The organism is Streptacidiphilus sp. P02-A3a (assembly GCF_014084105.1).
Classification (GTDB): domain Bacteria; phylum Actinomycetota; class Actinomycetes; order Streptomycetales; family Streptomycetaceae; genus Streptacidiphilus.
In genome coordinates this window covers 5,071,682-5,083,574 of record NZ_CP048289.1, presented here as the reverse complement: position 1 = coordinate 5,083,574, position 11,893 = coordinate 5,071,682, and the positions used below count along the sequence as shown (strand labels likewise).

The following is an 11,893-nucleotide window of genomic DNA, read 5'->3' as shown; positions in this document are numbered from 1 at the left end:
GGGGGACTGTCCCGCGGGACAGCCGGCACCGCTTCGCGGGGCGGGACGACGAACCGAGAGGACTGCCATGTCGCCCTACGACGCGGACGCACGGGAGCTGGTGTTCGCCCCTTCGGTCCCCGGTGACCCGCGCAGCCATGAGGACTCGGTGCTGGTGCGCCGCACCCAGGCGGTCGGTCCCGGTGGCTACCCGGTGTACTGCGACGAGACCGGAATCGTACGCGCGGAGATCAGCGACGCCGACGAGGTGCGGATGCTGGTCAGCAGCGTCCACCAGGACCTACGGCGTCCGGTGGCCTGCCGCCGCCTCCCGTCGGCGCCCGCCGCGTAGCCCCACCTCCGGCTCACCGCTGTTCGGTGGCCGGACGTTCAGTGGCCGAACAGCTGCCGCCTGCGGTGCGAGCGTCGGACCGGAGCCGGGTCGGTGCTCTCGGAGCCGGTCCCCGGGCTGTCGTTCAGACGCTCCTGGAGCGCGTCGCGGTCCGCGATCGCGCGCCGGGCCTCGGCCCGGGCCGCGCCCAGGGCCGCCGCGCGGCGGTGCATCCGGGCCCCGCCGCCGGTCGCCAGGGCCAGACCGAGGCAGAAGACCAACGCCAGGGCGATTCCCGACAGGAAGACGTCCAGACTGCTCATGTTGGCGATCTGGTGGCCGAGGATGGTGATGTTGTCGTGCGGGCCGCCGGAGATGTTGTCGGCGACGGCCAGCCCGGTGAATGCCGCGGTGGCGGCTAACAGCAGCAGTCCGAGGAAAATCATGATCATCGACCTTCTCGTGATTGAAGGGGTTCCGCCGAGCGCGTGCCCGTAGCCGCCTGGCGCAAACGGCCCCCACCTCGCACGGGCAGGGCACGGACAGGGCACGGGCAGGGCACGGACAGGTTTCGTCCACGGGGGACGGGTAGGCGTCCGGTGCGACCGCCGAGGCGCCTGCCGCGGGTCCTGTCCCGCCCGGCTTCCCCGCCGCCGCCACGAGCGGATCGCACCCCGAAGGGAAGACCATGATCAAAGTCCTGCTCGTGCTGCTCTGCCTGGTCCTGCCGTTCCTGGCGGTACTGATCAAGGAGGGGCCCTGCCTGAAGGTGCTCTGGGCCTTCCTGCTGCAACTCTGCGGTCATGTGCCCGGCGTCATCTACGGCATCTACCAGGTCGTCAAGGACTGACCCTGCTACTCGGCGCTACTCGGCGGTCCTGGTCAGCCGGTCGTCGGTCTCGGGGACGCGTACCGCGATCATGGCGATGTCGTCCGTGCTGCTGTCGCCCAGCTCGTCCATGAGCCGGTCGCAGAACGTCTCCAGCGGAGCGTTCGCCAGGCCCGAGGCGGTCCGGCGCAACCGGGTCATGCCCTGGTCCAGGGACTCGGTGCGGCGCTCGATGAGTCCGTCGGTGTACAGGAGCACGGTGCAGTTCGGCGGCAGATCCGCCACCGCGTCGGCTCGGACGGCGTCGGGTCGCACCCCGAGCAGCAGGCTGCGCCCCTCCTCCAGGAACCACGCCTCGCCCAGGCGGGTGACCACCAGTGGAGCCGGATGGCCGGCGGACGCGTAGTGCAGTTTCCAGCCGTCATCCGGGTCGGGCTTGGTGAGCAGGGCGTAGGCGCAGGTCAGGATCTGCCCGGGAGACAGGATCGCGTTGGCGGCGTCCAGCCGTGCCAGGATCTTGCCGGGCGGCTCCTTCCGGTCGGCCGCGATGCCGCGCAGCATGTTGCGCATCTGGCTCATGACGACCGCGGCCTTCAGGTCGTGCCCGGTGACGTCCCCGATGATCAGGGCGAGGGCCCCGTCGGGCAGGAGGAAGGCGTCGTACCAGTCGCCCCCGACCTCGGCACCGGCCCTGGCCGGGGCGTAGCGCGCGGCCAGCTCCAGTGGTTCGCTCTTCGGCAGCGCGGGCAGCAGGGAGCGTTGCAGGTGTTCGGAGGTGCGGGAAACCAGGGCGTACAGCCGCGCGTTGTCCACGGCGAGGGCGATGCGGTGGGCGAGATCGGCGATCAACGGCAGCCGGGTCGGCTCCTCCGGCCCCTCCGGGCCGGTGCGCACCAGGGTGAGCGCGCCCAGCACACGGTGCCGGGCCCGCAACGGAACCATGACCGCCCGATCCGCTCCGAGCAGGGCGAACGCCTCCAGTTCGAACCGGTGCAGCGGATCCGTGGCCTGCTCGGGCGAGGGGAATCCGGACAGCCGCAACGGCTCCGTGCCGCGCAGCGTCCGCGCCAGCGGAGCGGCCGAGGCGCTGTTCGCCTCGGGCAGCGGCATGCCGGACAGCGCGGCGGTGGCCACCCGCGAGTCCCGGTGCTCCAGCGCCACCCGGCGCAGCCGTCCCGAGTCGTCGACCAGGTCGATCGCGCACCAGTCCGCCAGGCCGGGGACCAGTACCCGGCACAGCCTGCGCAGTCCCGGCTCGACCTCCAGGGTGCTGGCCAGCACCTCGGAGGCGTCGGCCACCAGGGTCAGCCAGTCGAGGGCGTCCCGCATGGCCCGGTCCGCGTCCAAGGACCGCGGACCGACACCGTACGACTCGGTTCCCACCTCGCCACCTCCTTCCACCCGGGGCCGGTGTGCCGGTCCGGAACGGGCACCAGCCCGGTGGCATCGGACAAGGGTGGCGTCGGACTCCCAGTCTGGCACCCGCGCCCGGGAATACGCCCGATCGCCCGCCGCGGGACACGCGGTGGAGTGAAAGCAGTGGGGCGAAAGCCGATAGCCGGCCCGGAACGGGGTAGGGGCTGTGCAGGGCGATCATCGTCCAGAGAACGTGAGGAGACCACACTATGAGCACCGACGACAAGGCCGCCAACATCGGCGAGAAGGCCAAGGGCAAGGTCAAGGAGGCCACGGGCAAGGCGGTCGGCAATGAGCGCCTTGAGGCCGAAGGCAAGGGCGACCAGGTCAAGGGCGACGCCAAGCAGGCCGGTGAGAAGATCAAGGACATCTTCAAGCACTGAGCCACTGGGCCACAGCGGCACAGGACGGCGGGGCTCCCCTGGGAATCAGGGAGCCCCGCCGTCCTGTGCTATTCGGTCACCACTGCCAGGTGGGTGCCCGGGCTCAGGATCTCGTCGAGGACCACGCGCACGGCCTCGAAGGCGGCGGCGCGGGACTGCTGGGCCAGGGCCTGGACCATTCCGCCCTCGTCGATGTGCTCCGCCACCAGGGCGTAGTCCTTCTGTGCCTCCAGCCGCGCCCAGTCCCGGGCTCGGTGGATGCGGGCGACGAGTTCGCCGACCGTGATGTCGCCGCTGTCGGGCTCGTGGTCTGCCATCGGGTTCAGTCCTCGACCAGGAGCTGGGCGCGCAGGCGGCCCAGGGCACGGGACAGCAACCGGGAGACGTGCATCTGGGAGATGCCGAGTTCCGCGCCGATCTGGGCCTGGGTCAACTCGGCGCCGAACCGCAACGAGATGATCCGGCGCTCCCGGTCGTCCAAGCCGTCCATCAGCGGCTTGAGCGACTCCAGGTTGACCACGTCCTCCAGGCCCGGATCCAGCGAACCCAGCCGCTCGACGATCGCCGAGCCCTCGCTGCTGTCCTCGGTGCCTGTTCCGGCGTCGATGGTGCCCACGGTGTAGCCGTTGGCGGCGACCAGGCCCTCGCGGATCTCGGCCTCGTCCAGTCGCAGGTGCGCGGCGAGCTCCGCGGTCGTGGGGGCGCGGTCGAGGCTCTGCGCGAGTTCGTCGGTCGCCTTGGCCAGGTGCAGCCGCAGCTCCTGCAGTCGGCGCGGCACGTGCACGGCCCAGCTGGTGTCGCGGAAGAAGCGCTTGATCTCTCCGGTGATGGTGGGCAACGCGAAGGTGGGGAACTCGATGTCCCGATCCGGGTCGAACCGGTCGATGGCCTTGATCAGGCCGATCGTGCCCACCTGGACGATGTCCTCCATCGGCTCACTGCGGGTCCGGAAGCGCCCGGCGGCGAACCGCACCAGGGCCAGGTTGAGCTCGATCAGGGTGTTCCGCACGTACTGGTACTCGTGCGTCCCCTCCTCCAGCACCGCCAGTCGGGCGAACAGCACCTTCGAGATCGCCCGCGCGTCGGTGGGACCCACCTCACCCGGGGCGGACAGATCCAGCCCGGGAAACAGGTCGGCCTTCGCCGCCGGAACGGCACCGACTGAGGTGTCCGGGACGGGACTGTGCAGCGCTGTCCCCACCGGCCGGCTGAGGAGCTGAGTAGTCGGCTGCATCGGATTCCTTCGGTTGGGATCGACATGAGGGAGCCCATGAAGGTGTAGAGCACACGTAGGCCCTCTACCCCGTCATTCCACTCCCAAGCGCGCCCGTACCGGGGGCATGCGGGGACGCTACCTGCCCGGGTCCTGCTGCGGCTGCTCCCGCGGGTCGGACGGTGGGGTGTGGAAGTGACTGTGGACCGACTGTTCCGGGCGGCGGCGCTCCTGCTCGGCGACCGCGTCCAGGACCTCCTTGTCCGCCTCCGTGAGCGGCGGCTGCATGACGGTCCTGGGCCACAGGCGCCGGGCCCGCACGACATTGAACTCCGATGCGTAGACCGTGAGCTGGGCCCCGAGGTAGATCCACCACAGCAGTCCGAGGACGGTCGCGAACAGGCCGTAGACCTGGGTGGAGTGGCGCAGCTCGTGGGCGATCAGCACGCCCCCGCAGGCCTGCAGGAGGGTCCAGGCGGGGCCGGCGATCAGCGACCCGGGCAGCAGACGGCGCCAGTGGACCTGCGACGGGGTGAGGATGCGGAAGCAGATCAGGTACAGGCCGCTGTTGAGGACCGCGGAGGCCAGCAGTCCCAGGACGGTGGTGACCGGGCCGCGGCCGGTCGTGGCGAGGAGGCCGGTGGCGGTGGAGGTGAGCAGCAGGCCCAGGCCCAGCGTCGTGATCAGCAGCAGCGAGCGGGCCAGGCGCGGCAGGTAGCCGGGGCGTCGGGTGCCCGGGATGTTCCAGACCTGCGCCATGGCGAACTGCAGGGTCTGGGCGATGCCCAGGGAGCCGTAGAGCAGGCCGAGGCAGCCCGCGGTGACCGCCAGCGCGTTGCCCTGCAGCGAGTGCACGTTCCCGCGCAGCTGGTCGCCGATGATGGGGAAGTCCGCCAGGGCCGAGTTCAGCACGTCGTGCTGTAGCTGGGGGTTGCCGCGCAGCGCGAAGCCCAGAGCGGTGGTCAACAGCAGCAGCAGCGGGAACAGGGCCGCGAAGCCGTAGTAGGTGATCAGCGCGGCGAGGTGGCCGCCCCGGTCGTCGCCGTACTTCTTGACCACGCCGAAGGTGAAGGCCGCCGGGGCGTGCCGCTGCTGCCAGCGGTCGACGCCCCGCAGCGCCCGCTCTGCCCCGTTCACCGGTCCAGCCGCCCTTGAAGCCACGCGCCCACCGCTTCTACCCGCACCTTCGTCCGAGAGCTGGCCACTGCCCACCTCCGCGCCTCTGTCGTCACGCGGTCGTCTACCCCGAAATGCGCCCCGCATCGGCGCCCCGGCGATCTGCTCCGCCCGGCGGCTCTGTGGTGCGGGCGGAGCGGTGACGTGGTCGGATGGCTTGAGGCGACCGTCCGGATACCTACCGTGATCACGCCCGCGTTGCCGTCCGCGTTGCCGCCCGCGTTCCTGCCCGAGTCCGAGTCCAGGGGAGTGCATGATTCCGCTGTCGAAGCCTTCGCGGGGCACGCGGTCCCTCCCGGCGCGGATCTCCACCGCCGCTCGTCCGCCGACCGCCATCGCGAACGGCGCGGCGGCCGGCCGGGTGCCGTTGCCCTGGGTTGTGGCGGGGATCGTGTTCGCGGTCTGTGCCGGGGTGTCGGTGCGTCTGCACCAGCGGATGCTGACCTCGGGGTTCGACCTGGGGATCTTCGAGCAGACCGTGCGCTCCTGGGCCCACGGACACCTGCCGGTGGTCGATCTGAAGGGGCCCGGCTTTCCGGAGCTCGGCGATCACTTCTCCCCGATCCTGGCGACGTTGGCTCCGTTCTACCGAATATGGCCGTCGCCCTACGTGCTGCTGGTGGCCCAGGCCGCGCTGCTGGCGGTGGCGGCGGTCCCACTGGCGCGCTGGGCGCTGCGGGCGCTGGGGCCGGCGGCCGCGTGGACGGTGGGTCTCAGCTACGGGTTCTCCTGGGGCGTTGCCTCAGCGGTCGGGTTCGACTTCCACGAGTACGCCTTCGCCGTGCCGCTCGTCTCGTTCTCGCTGTGCGCGCTGGGGCAGCGCGGGTTGCGCGCCGCCGCCCTGTGGGCGCTGCCGCTGCTGCTGGTCAAGGAGGACCTCGGGCTGACCGTCGCGACCATCGGGCTGCTGATCGCCTACCGCGGCCGACGCCGGTGGGGGCTGGCCACCGCCTGCGCGGGCGTTGCCGGAACGCTCGTGGAGACACTGGTCGTCATCCCCGCTTTCAACCCCTTCGGCCACTACAGCTACTGGCGGAGTATGGGCGGGACGTCCGGCGGCCTGCCGCAGTCGCTCTACCGCGCGACGGTCGGCCTGGTCGCCGCCCCCGAGCCCAAGGCCGTCACCCTGGTCCTGCTCTTCGCCCCCACCGCCTTCCTCGCCCTGCGCTCACCACTGGCCTGGGCGGCCGTACCCACCCTGCTGTGGCGGTTCGCCTCGGACAATCCGATGTACTGGGGCACCGGCTACCAGTACAGCGCGGTCCTGGTACCGGTCGTGTTCGCCGCGTTCGTGGACAGCCTGGTCCGGCAGCCGGTCGACCGGCGGATGCTGCGGCACCTGCTGACCGTGTCGGCCACGGTGACCTTGCTGCTGCTGCCGCAGTTCCCGCTGTTCCAACTGGTCCAGCCGCGCACCTGGCACACTCCGGAGCGGATCGCCACGGCCCGGGCGATCATGCGGCTGATACCCGACGGCGCCACCGTCGCCGCCTCCAACCAGATCGTCCCGCAGCTGACCGACCGGTGCACCGTCACCGAGTTCGGAGTGACCGGCAGCCCCGATCCGCAGTGGATCATGGTCGACACGGCTTTCGTCCCGGGGTGGCCCATCAGCGGCGGCCAGCAGGCCGACGAACTCGCCCAGGCCCGCGACCACGGCTACCGGACCGCCGCCGACACCGGCGGCTACCTGCTCCTGCACCGCGTCTGAACCGGTTCCACGGCGGTGCGGACGGTCTGGGCCGGGGCCGGGTTCTCGGCGTTGGCGGGGACGCCCTCATGTCCGATGCCGCCCGGAGGTGACGGCGTCCCGCACAGCGGCTGTCGGCTCAGGCGCCGAGGGCTTCCTTGAGCTGCTCCTTGTTCATGCCGGAGCGACCTTTGACGTTGCGCTGCCTGGCCTGGTTGTAGAGCTGCTCGTAGGTCGGACCGCCCGAGCCCCGATGGGAGCGCAGACCACCGCGCCGGGAGGCGGAGATGTCGTGGGTCGAGCTGCGGCTGGCCGTCTTCGACTCACCGGCGCGGGCGCGCTCCTTGTTGACCGTACGCGCGGCGATCTCCTCGGCGCGCTTGTCGCTCGCGCCGCGCTCCTTGACACTGTCCTTGATGTGCTCGTACTGCCGTTCACGCTTGGGACTGGAACCTGCGGGCATGGGAGTCACCTGCTCTCGTTCGGGTCCCCCGATCACGCCTTTCGTGTACCCGGCAGTGCGACCGGTTATGCGGTCTGCCGCCCGTTCGGACGGCTCGCGGACGTCGATCGTGGTGCCTGCGCCGGGGCACCGGCCACGGGCGTCGCCACCTCGGCGAGCACCGGCAACTCCGGTGGAGTCAGCGCTCGTTGCCCAGTCGGAACAAGTCACCCGATCGACATCCGCAACAGGTCCCGACGCGCCGTGGTCTACTCGGTTCCCCGCTGCCGCATCCACCGGAGATGCGTCTCGAACTCTGCGGCGCGCTCCGCCGCCTCGGCTCGGACGCGGTCCAGGTCGGAAGGCGACGCGTCCTCCCGTGCCGCCTGATACGTGGCCGTCAGCCGCAGCCGATGCCACAGGGCGTAGCGCGCGACCTCGTCACCGCTGAGCCTGCCACTGCCGCGCCAACGCGCGGCAGCCTCGTCGGCGCCCGGTTCGCGGGTTGCCGAGACCGCTTGCAACCACTGTTCGACCAGGCGAGGCCCGCCGGGCACGTCTTCGCAGGCCCGCGCGCGGAAGAACAACTCGCTCAACTTCATCCCGTCCCCCTGAGTGGATACGTCGCAAGCAGGTCGCGGGTCACCGGGCCGAGTGGGGTCATGGCGGCCACCCGTCGCAGCCTAGTGGACCTTGCCCGTCGAGAGCGGGCCTCCGAGGGCCGCCGGACCGCTCCTGGTGCTACTTGTCGCGCGTGGTCAGCCGTTTGGCGATCTCGGTGCTGACCGTCTCGTGCAGCCCGTCCGAGGTGAATCCCAGGTCGCGCAGGATCTGCGCGGCGGGGCTCTCCTCGGTGCGGATCAGGGCCAGCAGTGTGTGCTCGGTGCCGACCCAGTCGTGACCGAGGTCGATCGACGCGCGGCGCGCCTGTTCGAGGGCCTGCTTGCTCTCCGGTCGGAAAGCGATGTGGCCGCGCAGCGACTTCTCACCGGCTGGTGGCATCGCCGCCTCGATCGCCTCCCGGATGAGTTGCTCGGAGGCGGTCTTCGCCACCAGTACCTCGTAGGCGAGGCCCCGGGGTTCGCCGAGCAGGCCGAGGAGGAGGTGTTCGGTGCCGATGAAGTCGTGCCTGTGGGTACGGGCGGCCTCCTGCGCCAGCACGATGCTGTGCCGGTTCAGGTCGGTGAACCGCTCGAAGGCGGCGGGGGAGTGGCGCTGCTGGGCGGCTTGCTTGGAAACGCCGATGGCGTCGCCGATCTCGCTCCAGGAGGCACCCTCCTGCCTGGCCTTGCTGACGTAGTGGTCGACGAGCTGGTCGCCGAGGTCGGACAGGGTCTGGGCGCGCAGTCGGGCCTCGGTGATGCAGGTCAGGTCGTTGGCGTCGGGGAGTTCCTCGTCGAGGCGGGCGATCAGGTCGGCGAGGCTGATGTCGAGTGGGCTCATGCGTCAACCGTAAGTTGACGATCGCCGATCGTCAACCTCTCATTGACGCTTGTTTCGGGTGTGCTCGCGTAGCGCGGTGAGAGCGGTCCGGTGCGGCGGTCGGTATCTGCCGCTCCTGACTGATGGCCTTTCAGTCTGCCGCCCGGCGCACCCGCACGTTGGCCTGGGCGTCCCCCTGGGCGTGACGTGTGCAAGCTGCGACGACGCCAGGTACCCGGCTGCCCCCACGGCGGCAAGTCCCGTTCGCAAGCGGTAGGTTGACCTCCATGTCCACCGCTACCGGCCCCGCCACCGATCCTGTCGTCGCCGCGCGTACCGCGCTGGACCTGACCGGGCAGGTGGCACTCGTCACCGGCGGCTCGGACGGCCTCGGCCGGGCCATCGCGCTGGGCCTGGCGTCCGCCGGTGCCACCGTCGCGGTGGCCGGACGCCGCGAGCAGGCCGCCCACCGGACCGCCGCCGAGATCACCGCCCGTACCGGCCGAACCGCCACCGGCTGGGCCTGCGACGTCACCGACTCGGACGCCGTGCACGCCCTGGTCGCCGCCCTGGCCGCCGAACACGGCCGCCTGGACGTGCTGGTGACCAGCGCCGGAGTCCAGGCCCGGGGCGAACTCGCGGCCCTGGACGCCGCCGCGCTGCGGCACTGCCTGGACGTCAACGTCGTCGGCACGTTCCTGGCCTGTCAGGCCGCCGTGCCGGTGATGCGCGCCGCCGGATACGGCCGCATCGTCACCCTGGCCAGCGCCCTCGGCCTGGTCGGCGCGGCCGGCCGGGCCGCCTACGCGGCCAGCAAGGGCGCGGTCGTGCAACTCACCCGCAGCCTGGCCGTGGAACTCGCCGGGACCGGCGTGTGCGTCAACGCGCTGGCCCCGGGCCCGTTCCGCACCCCGCTGAACGAGGGCGTCGACGACGACCCGCAGGTACGCGCGTTCCTGGACCACCAGGTCCCGCTGCACCGCTGGGCCGATCCCGCCGAACTCGTCCCCGCCGCCCTCCTGCTGGCCGGCCCCGCCGCCTCCTACCTCACCGGTGCCGTCCTCCCTGTCGACGGCGGCTGGACCGCCCACTGACGCCCCGCGCTGTTTGGGTTTCCCGGGGTGCGCTGTTCGGGCGCGGGCCCGACAGGCAGGGCCCCACGCGGGGCCAGGGGGCAGGGGATGGAGTGGCGGGCGCCGGACGTGGTGCGCGGTGTGGGCCTGGCGGATCTGGCGACCGCCGGGGAGCGGGGGATGCTGGAGGGCTGGCTGCGGTGGCACCGCGAGACGCTGCTGCGCGAGTGCGCCGGACTCGGCGCGGAGCGGCTGGCGCGGGCGGCGGTGGAGCCGTCGAACCTGAGCCTGCTCGGCCTGGTACGGCACATGGCGGAGGTGGAGCGCTGGTGGTTCCGGCGGGACTTCGCCCGCTACCGGGCCGAGACCGCGGCCCGCGACGCGGCGGTGGCCGGGCACAGCCTGGACGAGACGCTCACCAGTGCACGCGGGACGGTGCTGAGCCTGCGCTGGGTCCATGTGCTGATGATCCAGGAGTACGCCCGCCACAACGGCCACGCCGACCTCCTGCGCGAGCGCACCGACGGGACCACCGGCGACTGACCCGCGGGCGGGTCACCGCACCGTTTGACACATGCCGATATCGGCATATGATGGTGCCATGGCACGAGCAGCGACGACGTCGGACGTCTTCAACGCGATCGCCGAGCCGCGGCGCCGGGAGATCCTGGCACTGCTGCGGGCGGGGGAGCGGCCGGTGACCGAGCTGGCCGAGGAGCTGGGGATGACCCAGCCGGGGGCGTCCAAGCACCTGCGGGTGCTGCGGGAGGTCGGCCTGGTGCGGGACCGCAAGGTGGGCAAGCAGCGCCTGTACGCCCTTGACGCGCGCGGGCTGAGACCGGTGCACGAGTGGGCCGGCGGGTTCGAGCGGTTCTGGAACGAGAGCTTCGACCGGCTGGACGAGTACGTACAGGAGCTCAAGCAGGCAAGGCAGGAGGAATAGCCGATGAGCGCGACGGGACGAGGCGCGCCGGCGCAGTCCGCGACGGCCGACCGCGAGATCGTGACCACCACCACGCGGGCGTTCGAGTTCCGCGTCGGCGGTGAGTGGGACTTCGTGCTGCACGGACCGGACGGGACGGACTACCAGGAGTGGATCTCCTGGACCGAGATCGTCCCGCCGGAGCGGATCGCGCTGCTGCACGGCGAGTCCAGCGGCGACCCGAACGCCTTCGAGTCGGTCCTCACGTTCGCGCCGGACGGCGCGGCGACCCGGATCGAGATGCGCACCGTGTTCCCCACCAAGGAGCTGCGCCAGGAGGCGGTCGAGAAGTACCACGCGGTCGAGGGCGGCCGGCAGACCCTGGGCAACCTTGCCGCGTACGTCACCGAGATCGATGTCCAGCGCTGGACGGCGCAGTGGACGGAACTGCAGCGGTGGATATTCCCGCAGCGGTTCTTCCGCGAGAACCTGAGGCTCGGTTCTTCCGCGAGAACCTGAGGCTCGGCACGGGCGGCGAGCAGGGGCGCGACAACGACATCGTGCGGGAGACCTTCGAGCGCACCGGTGCGGGCGTGATGGGCAAGCGCATGTTCGACCTCGGCGAGCGGGCGTGGCCGGAGGAGTCGCCGTTCCACACGCCGGTCTTCGTCGTGACGCACGAGAGGCGCGACCCCTGGGAGCGCCCGGGCGGGACCACCTTCCACTTCGTCAACGACGGCATCGAACCCGCGCTCGACCGGGCCCGCGAGGCCGCCGGTGACCGGGACGTCCGGATCACGGGCGGCGGAGCGACGATCCTGGAGTACGTGAACGCCGGCCTGGTCGACGAGTTCTCGATCGCGCTCGCACCCGTGCTCTTCGGCTCCGGAGTCCGCCTGTTCGAGTGCGTGGACGCGAGCCGGGTGGCCCTGGAGCCGGTCCGCGCGGAACCGACGCGGCGGGTGACCCACCTGACCTACGCGGTCCGGGCGCGGTAACCGTCCGGGCCGCGGCGCT

The 11,893-nt window shown here is 71.5% G+C and carries 17 protein-coding genes; 9 read left to right on the top strand and 8 right to left on the bottom strand.

Annotated elements, in window-relative coordinates; genetic code table 11:
• The first annotated feature begins 67 nt into the window (after positions 1–67).
• Complete coding sequence (locus GXP74_RS22245) at positions 68–331, top strand: DUF6296 family protein (RefSeq protein WP_225448108.1); 264 nt, start codon at positions 68–70, stop codon at positions 329–331.
• A gap of 38 nt (positions 332–369) precedes the next feature.
• Here GXP74_RS22245 and GXP74_RS22240 read toward each other — a convergent pair whose 3' ends face one another.
• On the bottom strand, positions 370–762 hold the full coding sequence (locus GXP74_RS22240) for a hypothetical protein (RefSeq protein ID WP_182453004.1): 393 nt from the start codon (positions 760–762) through the stop codon (positions 370–372).
• A gap of 236 nt (positions 763–998) precedes the next feature.
• Here GXP74_RS22240 and GXP74_RS22235 point away from each other — a divergent pair, with 236 nt between their 5' ends.
• Entirely contained in the window at positions 999–1,160 is a 162-nt protein-coding gene (locus tag GXP74_RS22235; protein WP_225448107.1) for a YqaE/Pmp3 family membrane protein, read from the top strand.
• Between the two features lie 15 nt (positions 1,161–1,175).
• Here GXP74_RS22235 and GXP74_RS22230 read toward each other — a convergent pair whose 3' ends face one another.
• On the bottom strand, positions 1,176–2,522 hold the full coding sequence (locus GXP74_RS22230; RefSeq protein ID WP_225448106.1) for a PP2C family protein-serine/threonine phosphatase: 1,347 nt from the start codon (positions 2,520–2,522) through the stop codon (positions 1,176–1,178).
• A gap of 242 nt (positions 2,523–2,764) precedes the next feature.
• On the opposite strand from GXP74_RS22230, the gene GXP74_RS22225 reads away from it, so the two are divergent.
• A complete protein-coding gene (locus GXP74_RS22225; RefSeq protein ID WP_182453003.1) occupies positions 2,765–2,938 on the top strand; it encodes a CsbD family protein in 174 nt (57 codons plus the stop codon).
• A 68-nt stretch (positions 2,939–3,006) separates the two neighbouring features.
• On the opposite strand, the gene GXP74_RS22220 is transcribed toward GXP74_RS22225, so the two are convergent.
• The 3 genes from GXP74_RS22220 to GXP74_RS22210 form a co-directional block, all read right to left on the bottom strand.
• Positions 3,007–3,255 carry a hypothetical protein gene (locus tag GXP74_RS22220; RefSeq protein ID WP_182453002.1) on the bottom strand — a complete coding sequence of 83 codons (249 nt, stop codon included), beginning with the start codon at positions 3,253–3,255 and terminating at the stop codon, positions 3,007–3,009.
• Positions 3,256–3,260: 5 nt separating this feature from the next.
• Complete coding sequence (locus GXP74_RS22215) at positions 3,261–4,172, bottom strand: RNA polymerase sigma factor SigF (RefSeq protein ID WP_182453001.1); 912 nt, start codon at positions 4,170–4,172, stop codon at positions 3,261–3,263.
• Between the two features lie 117 nt (positions 4,173–4,289).
• Positions 4,290–5,288, bottom strand: a complete 999-nt coding sequence (locus GXP74_RS22210; RefSeq protein ID WP_182453000.1) for a YihY/virulence factor BrkB family protein — start codon at positions 5,286–5,288, stop codon at positions 4,290–4,292.
• Between the two features lie 292 nt (positions 5,289–5,580).
• Between GXP74_RS22210 and GXP74_RS22205 the strand changes: the two genes are divergently transcribed.
• Positions 5,581–7,038, top strand: a complete 1,458-nt coding sequence (locus GXP74_RS22205) for a DUF2079 domain-containing protein (RefSeq protein ID WP_182452999.1) — start codon at positions 5,581–5,583, stop codon at positions 7,036–7,038.
• A gap of 118 nt (positions 7,039–7,156) precedes the next feature.
• Here the strand turns inward: GXP74_RS22205 and GXP74_RS22200 are convergent, their stop codons facing one another.
• From GXP74_RS22200 to GXP74_RS22190, 3 genes are all read right to left on the bottom strand, one after another.
• Positions 7,157–7,480, bottom strand: coding sequence for a plasmid stabilization protein (locus GXP74_RS22200; protein WP_182452998.1), 324 nt, complete (start codon positions 7,478–7,480; stop codon positions 7,157–7,159).
• Between the two features lie 248 nt (positions 7,481–7,728).
• Positions 7,729–8,061, bottom strand: coding sequence for a hypothetical protein (locus tag GXP74_RS22195; RefSeq protein WP_182452997.1), 333 nt, complete (start codon positions 8,059–8,061; stop codon positions 7,729–7,731).
• Positions 8,062–8,200: 139 nt separating this feature from the next.
• Positions 8,201–8,902, bottom strand: coding sequence for a Clp protease N-terminal domain-containing protein (locus GXP74_RS22190; protein ID WP_182452996.1), 702 nt, complete (start codon positions 8,900–8,902; stop codon positions 8,201–8,203).
• A 266-nt stretch (positions 8,903–9,168) separates the two neighbouring features.
• On the opposite strand from GXP74_RS22190, the gene GXP74_RS22185 reads away from it, so the two are divergent.
• The 5 genes from GXP74_RS22185 to GXP74_RS22165 all read left to right on the top strand — a co-directional run bounded on the left by GXP74_RS22185 (position 9,169) and on the right by GXP74_RS22165 (position 11,874).
• Positions 9,169–9,975 (top strand): SDR family NAD(P)-dependent oxidoreductase, encoded by an 807-nt coding sequence (locus GXP74_RS22185; protein WP_182452995.1) that lies wholly within the window; start codon positions 9,169–9,171, stop codon positions 9,973–9,975.
• 87 nt (positions 9,976–10,062) lie between these two features.
• Entirely contained in the window at positions 10,063–10,497 is a 435-nt protein-coding gene (locus GXP74_RS22180) for a DUF664 domain-containing protein (protein ID WP_182452994.1), read from the top strand.
• A 58-nt stretch (positions 10,498–10,555) separates the two neighbouring features.
• The gene (locus tag GXP74_RS22175; RefSeq protein ID WP_182452993.1) at positions 10,556–10,897 is read left to right on the top strand and encodes a helix-turn-helix transcriptional regulator; all 342 of its coding nucleotides are present in this window, start codon (positions 10,556–10,558) and stop codon (positions 10,895–10,897) included.
• 3 nt (positions 10,898–10,900) lie between these two features.
• A complete protein-coding gene (locus tag GXP74_RS22170; RefSeq protein ID WP_225448105.1) occupies positions 10,901–11,395 on the top strand; it encodes an SRPBCC domain-containing protein in 495 nt (164 codons plus the stop codon).
• A gap of 41 nt (positions 11,396–11,436) precedes the next feature.
• Positions 11,437–11,874, top strand: coding sequence for a dihydrofolate reductase family protein (locus GXP74_RS22165; protein ID WP_255528143.1), 438 nt, complete (start codon positions 11,437–11,439; stop codon positions 11,872–11,874).
• The last annotated feature ends 19 nt before the right edge of the window (positions 11,875–11,893 follow it).

Bases quoted from the DNA above. Each gene is read 5' to 3' on its own strand.
- GXP74_RS22245 (WP_225448108.1), top strand. From the start codon at position 68: ATGTCGCCCTACGACGCGGACGCACGGGAGCTGGTGTTCGCCCCTTCG.
- GXP74_RS22240 (WP_182453004.1), bottom strand. From the start codon at position 762: ATGATCATGATTTTCCTCGGACTGCTGCTGTTAGCCGCCACCGCGGCA.
- GXP74_RS22235 (WP_225448107.1), top strand. From the start codon at position 999: ATGATCAAAGTCCTGCTCGTGCTGCTCTGCCTGGTCCTGCCGTTCCTG.
- GXP74_RS22225 (WP_182453003.1), top strand. From the start codon at position 2,765: ATGAGCACCGACGACAAGGCCGCCAACATCGGCGAGAAGGCCAAGGGC.
- GXP74_RS22220 (WP_182453002.1), bottom strand. From the start codon at position 3,255: ATGGCAGACCACGAGCCCGACAGCGGCGACATCACGGTCGGCGAACTC.
- GXP74_RS22215 (WP_182453001.1), bottom strand. From the start codon at position 4,172: ATGCAGCCGACTACTCAGCTCCTCAGCCGGCCGGTGGGGACAGCGCTG.
- GXP74_RS22205 (WP_182452999.1), top strand. From the start codon at position 5,581: ATGATTCCGCTGTCGAAGCCTTCGCGGGGCACGCGGTCCCTCCCGGCG.
- GXP74_RS22200 (WP_182452998.1), bottom strand. From the start codon at position 7,480: ATGCCCGCAGGTTCCAGTCCCAAGCGTGAACGGCAGTACGAGCACATC.
- GXP74_RS22195 (WP_182452997.1), bottom strand. From the start codon at position 8,061: ATGAAGTTGAGCGAGTTGTTCTTCCGCGCGCGGGCCTGCGAAGACGTG.
- GXP74_RS22190 (WP_182452996.1), bottom strand. From the start codon at position 8,902: ATGAGCCCACTCGACATCAGCCTCGCCGACCTGATCGCCCGCCTCGAC.
- GXP74_RS22185 (WP_182452995.1), top strand. From the start codon at position 9,169: ATGTCCACCGCTACCGGCCCCGCCACCGATCCTGTCGTCGCCGCGCGT.
- GXP74_RS22180 (WP_182452994.1), top strand. From the start codon at position 10,063: ATGGAGTGGCGGGCGCCGGACGTGGTGCGCGGTGTGGGCCTGGCGGAT.
- GXP74_RS22175 (WP_182452993.1), top strand. From the start codon at position 10,556: ATGGCACGAGCAGCGACGACGTCGGACGTCTTCAACGCGATCGCCGAG.
- GXP74_RS22170 (WP_225448105.1), top strand. From the start codon at position 10,901: ATGAGCGCGACGGGACGAGGCGCGCCGGCGCAGTCCGCGACGGCCGAC.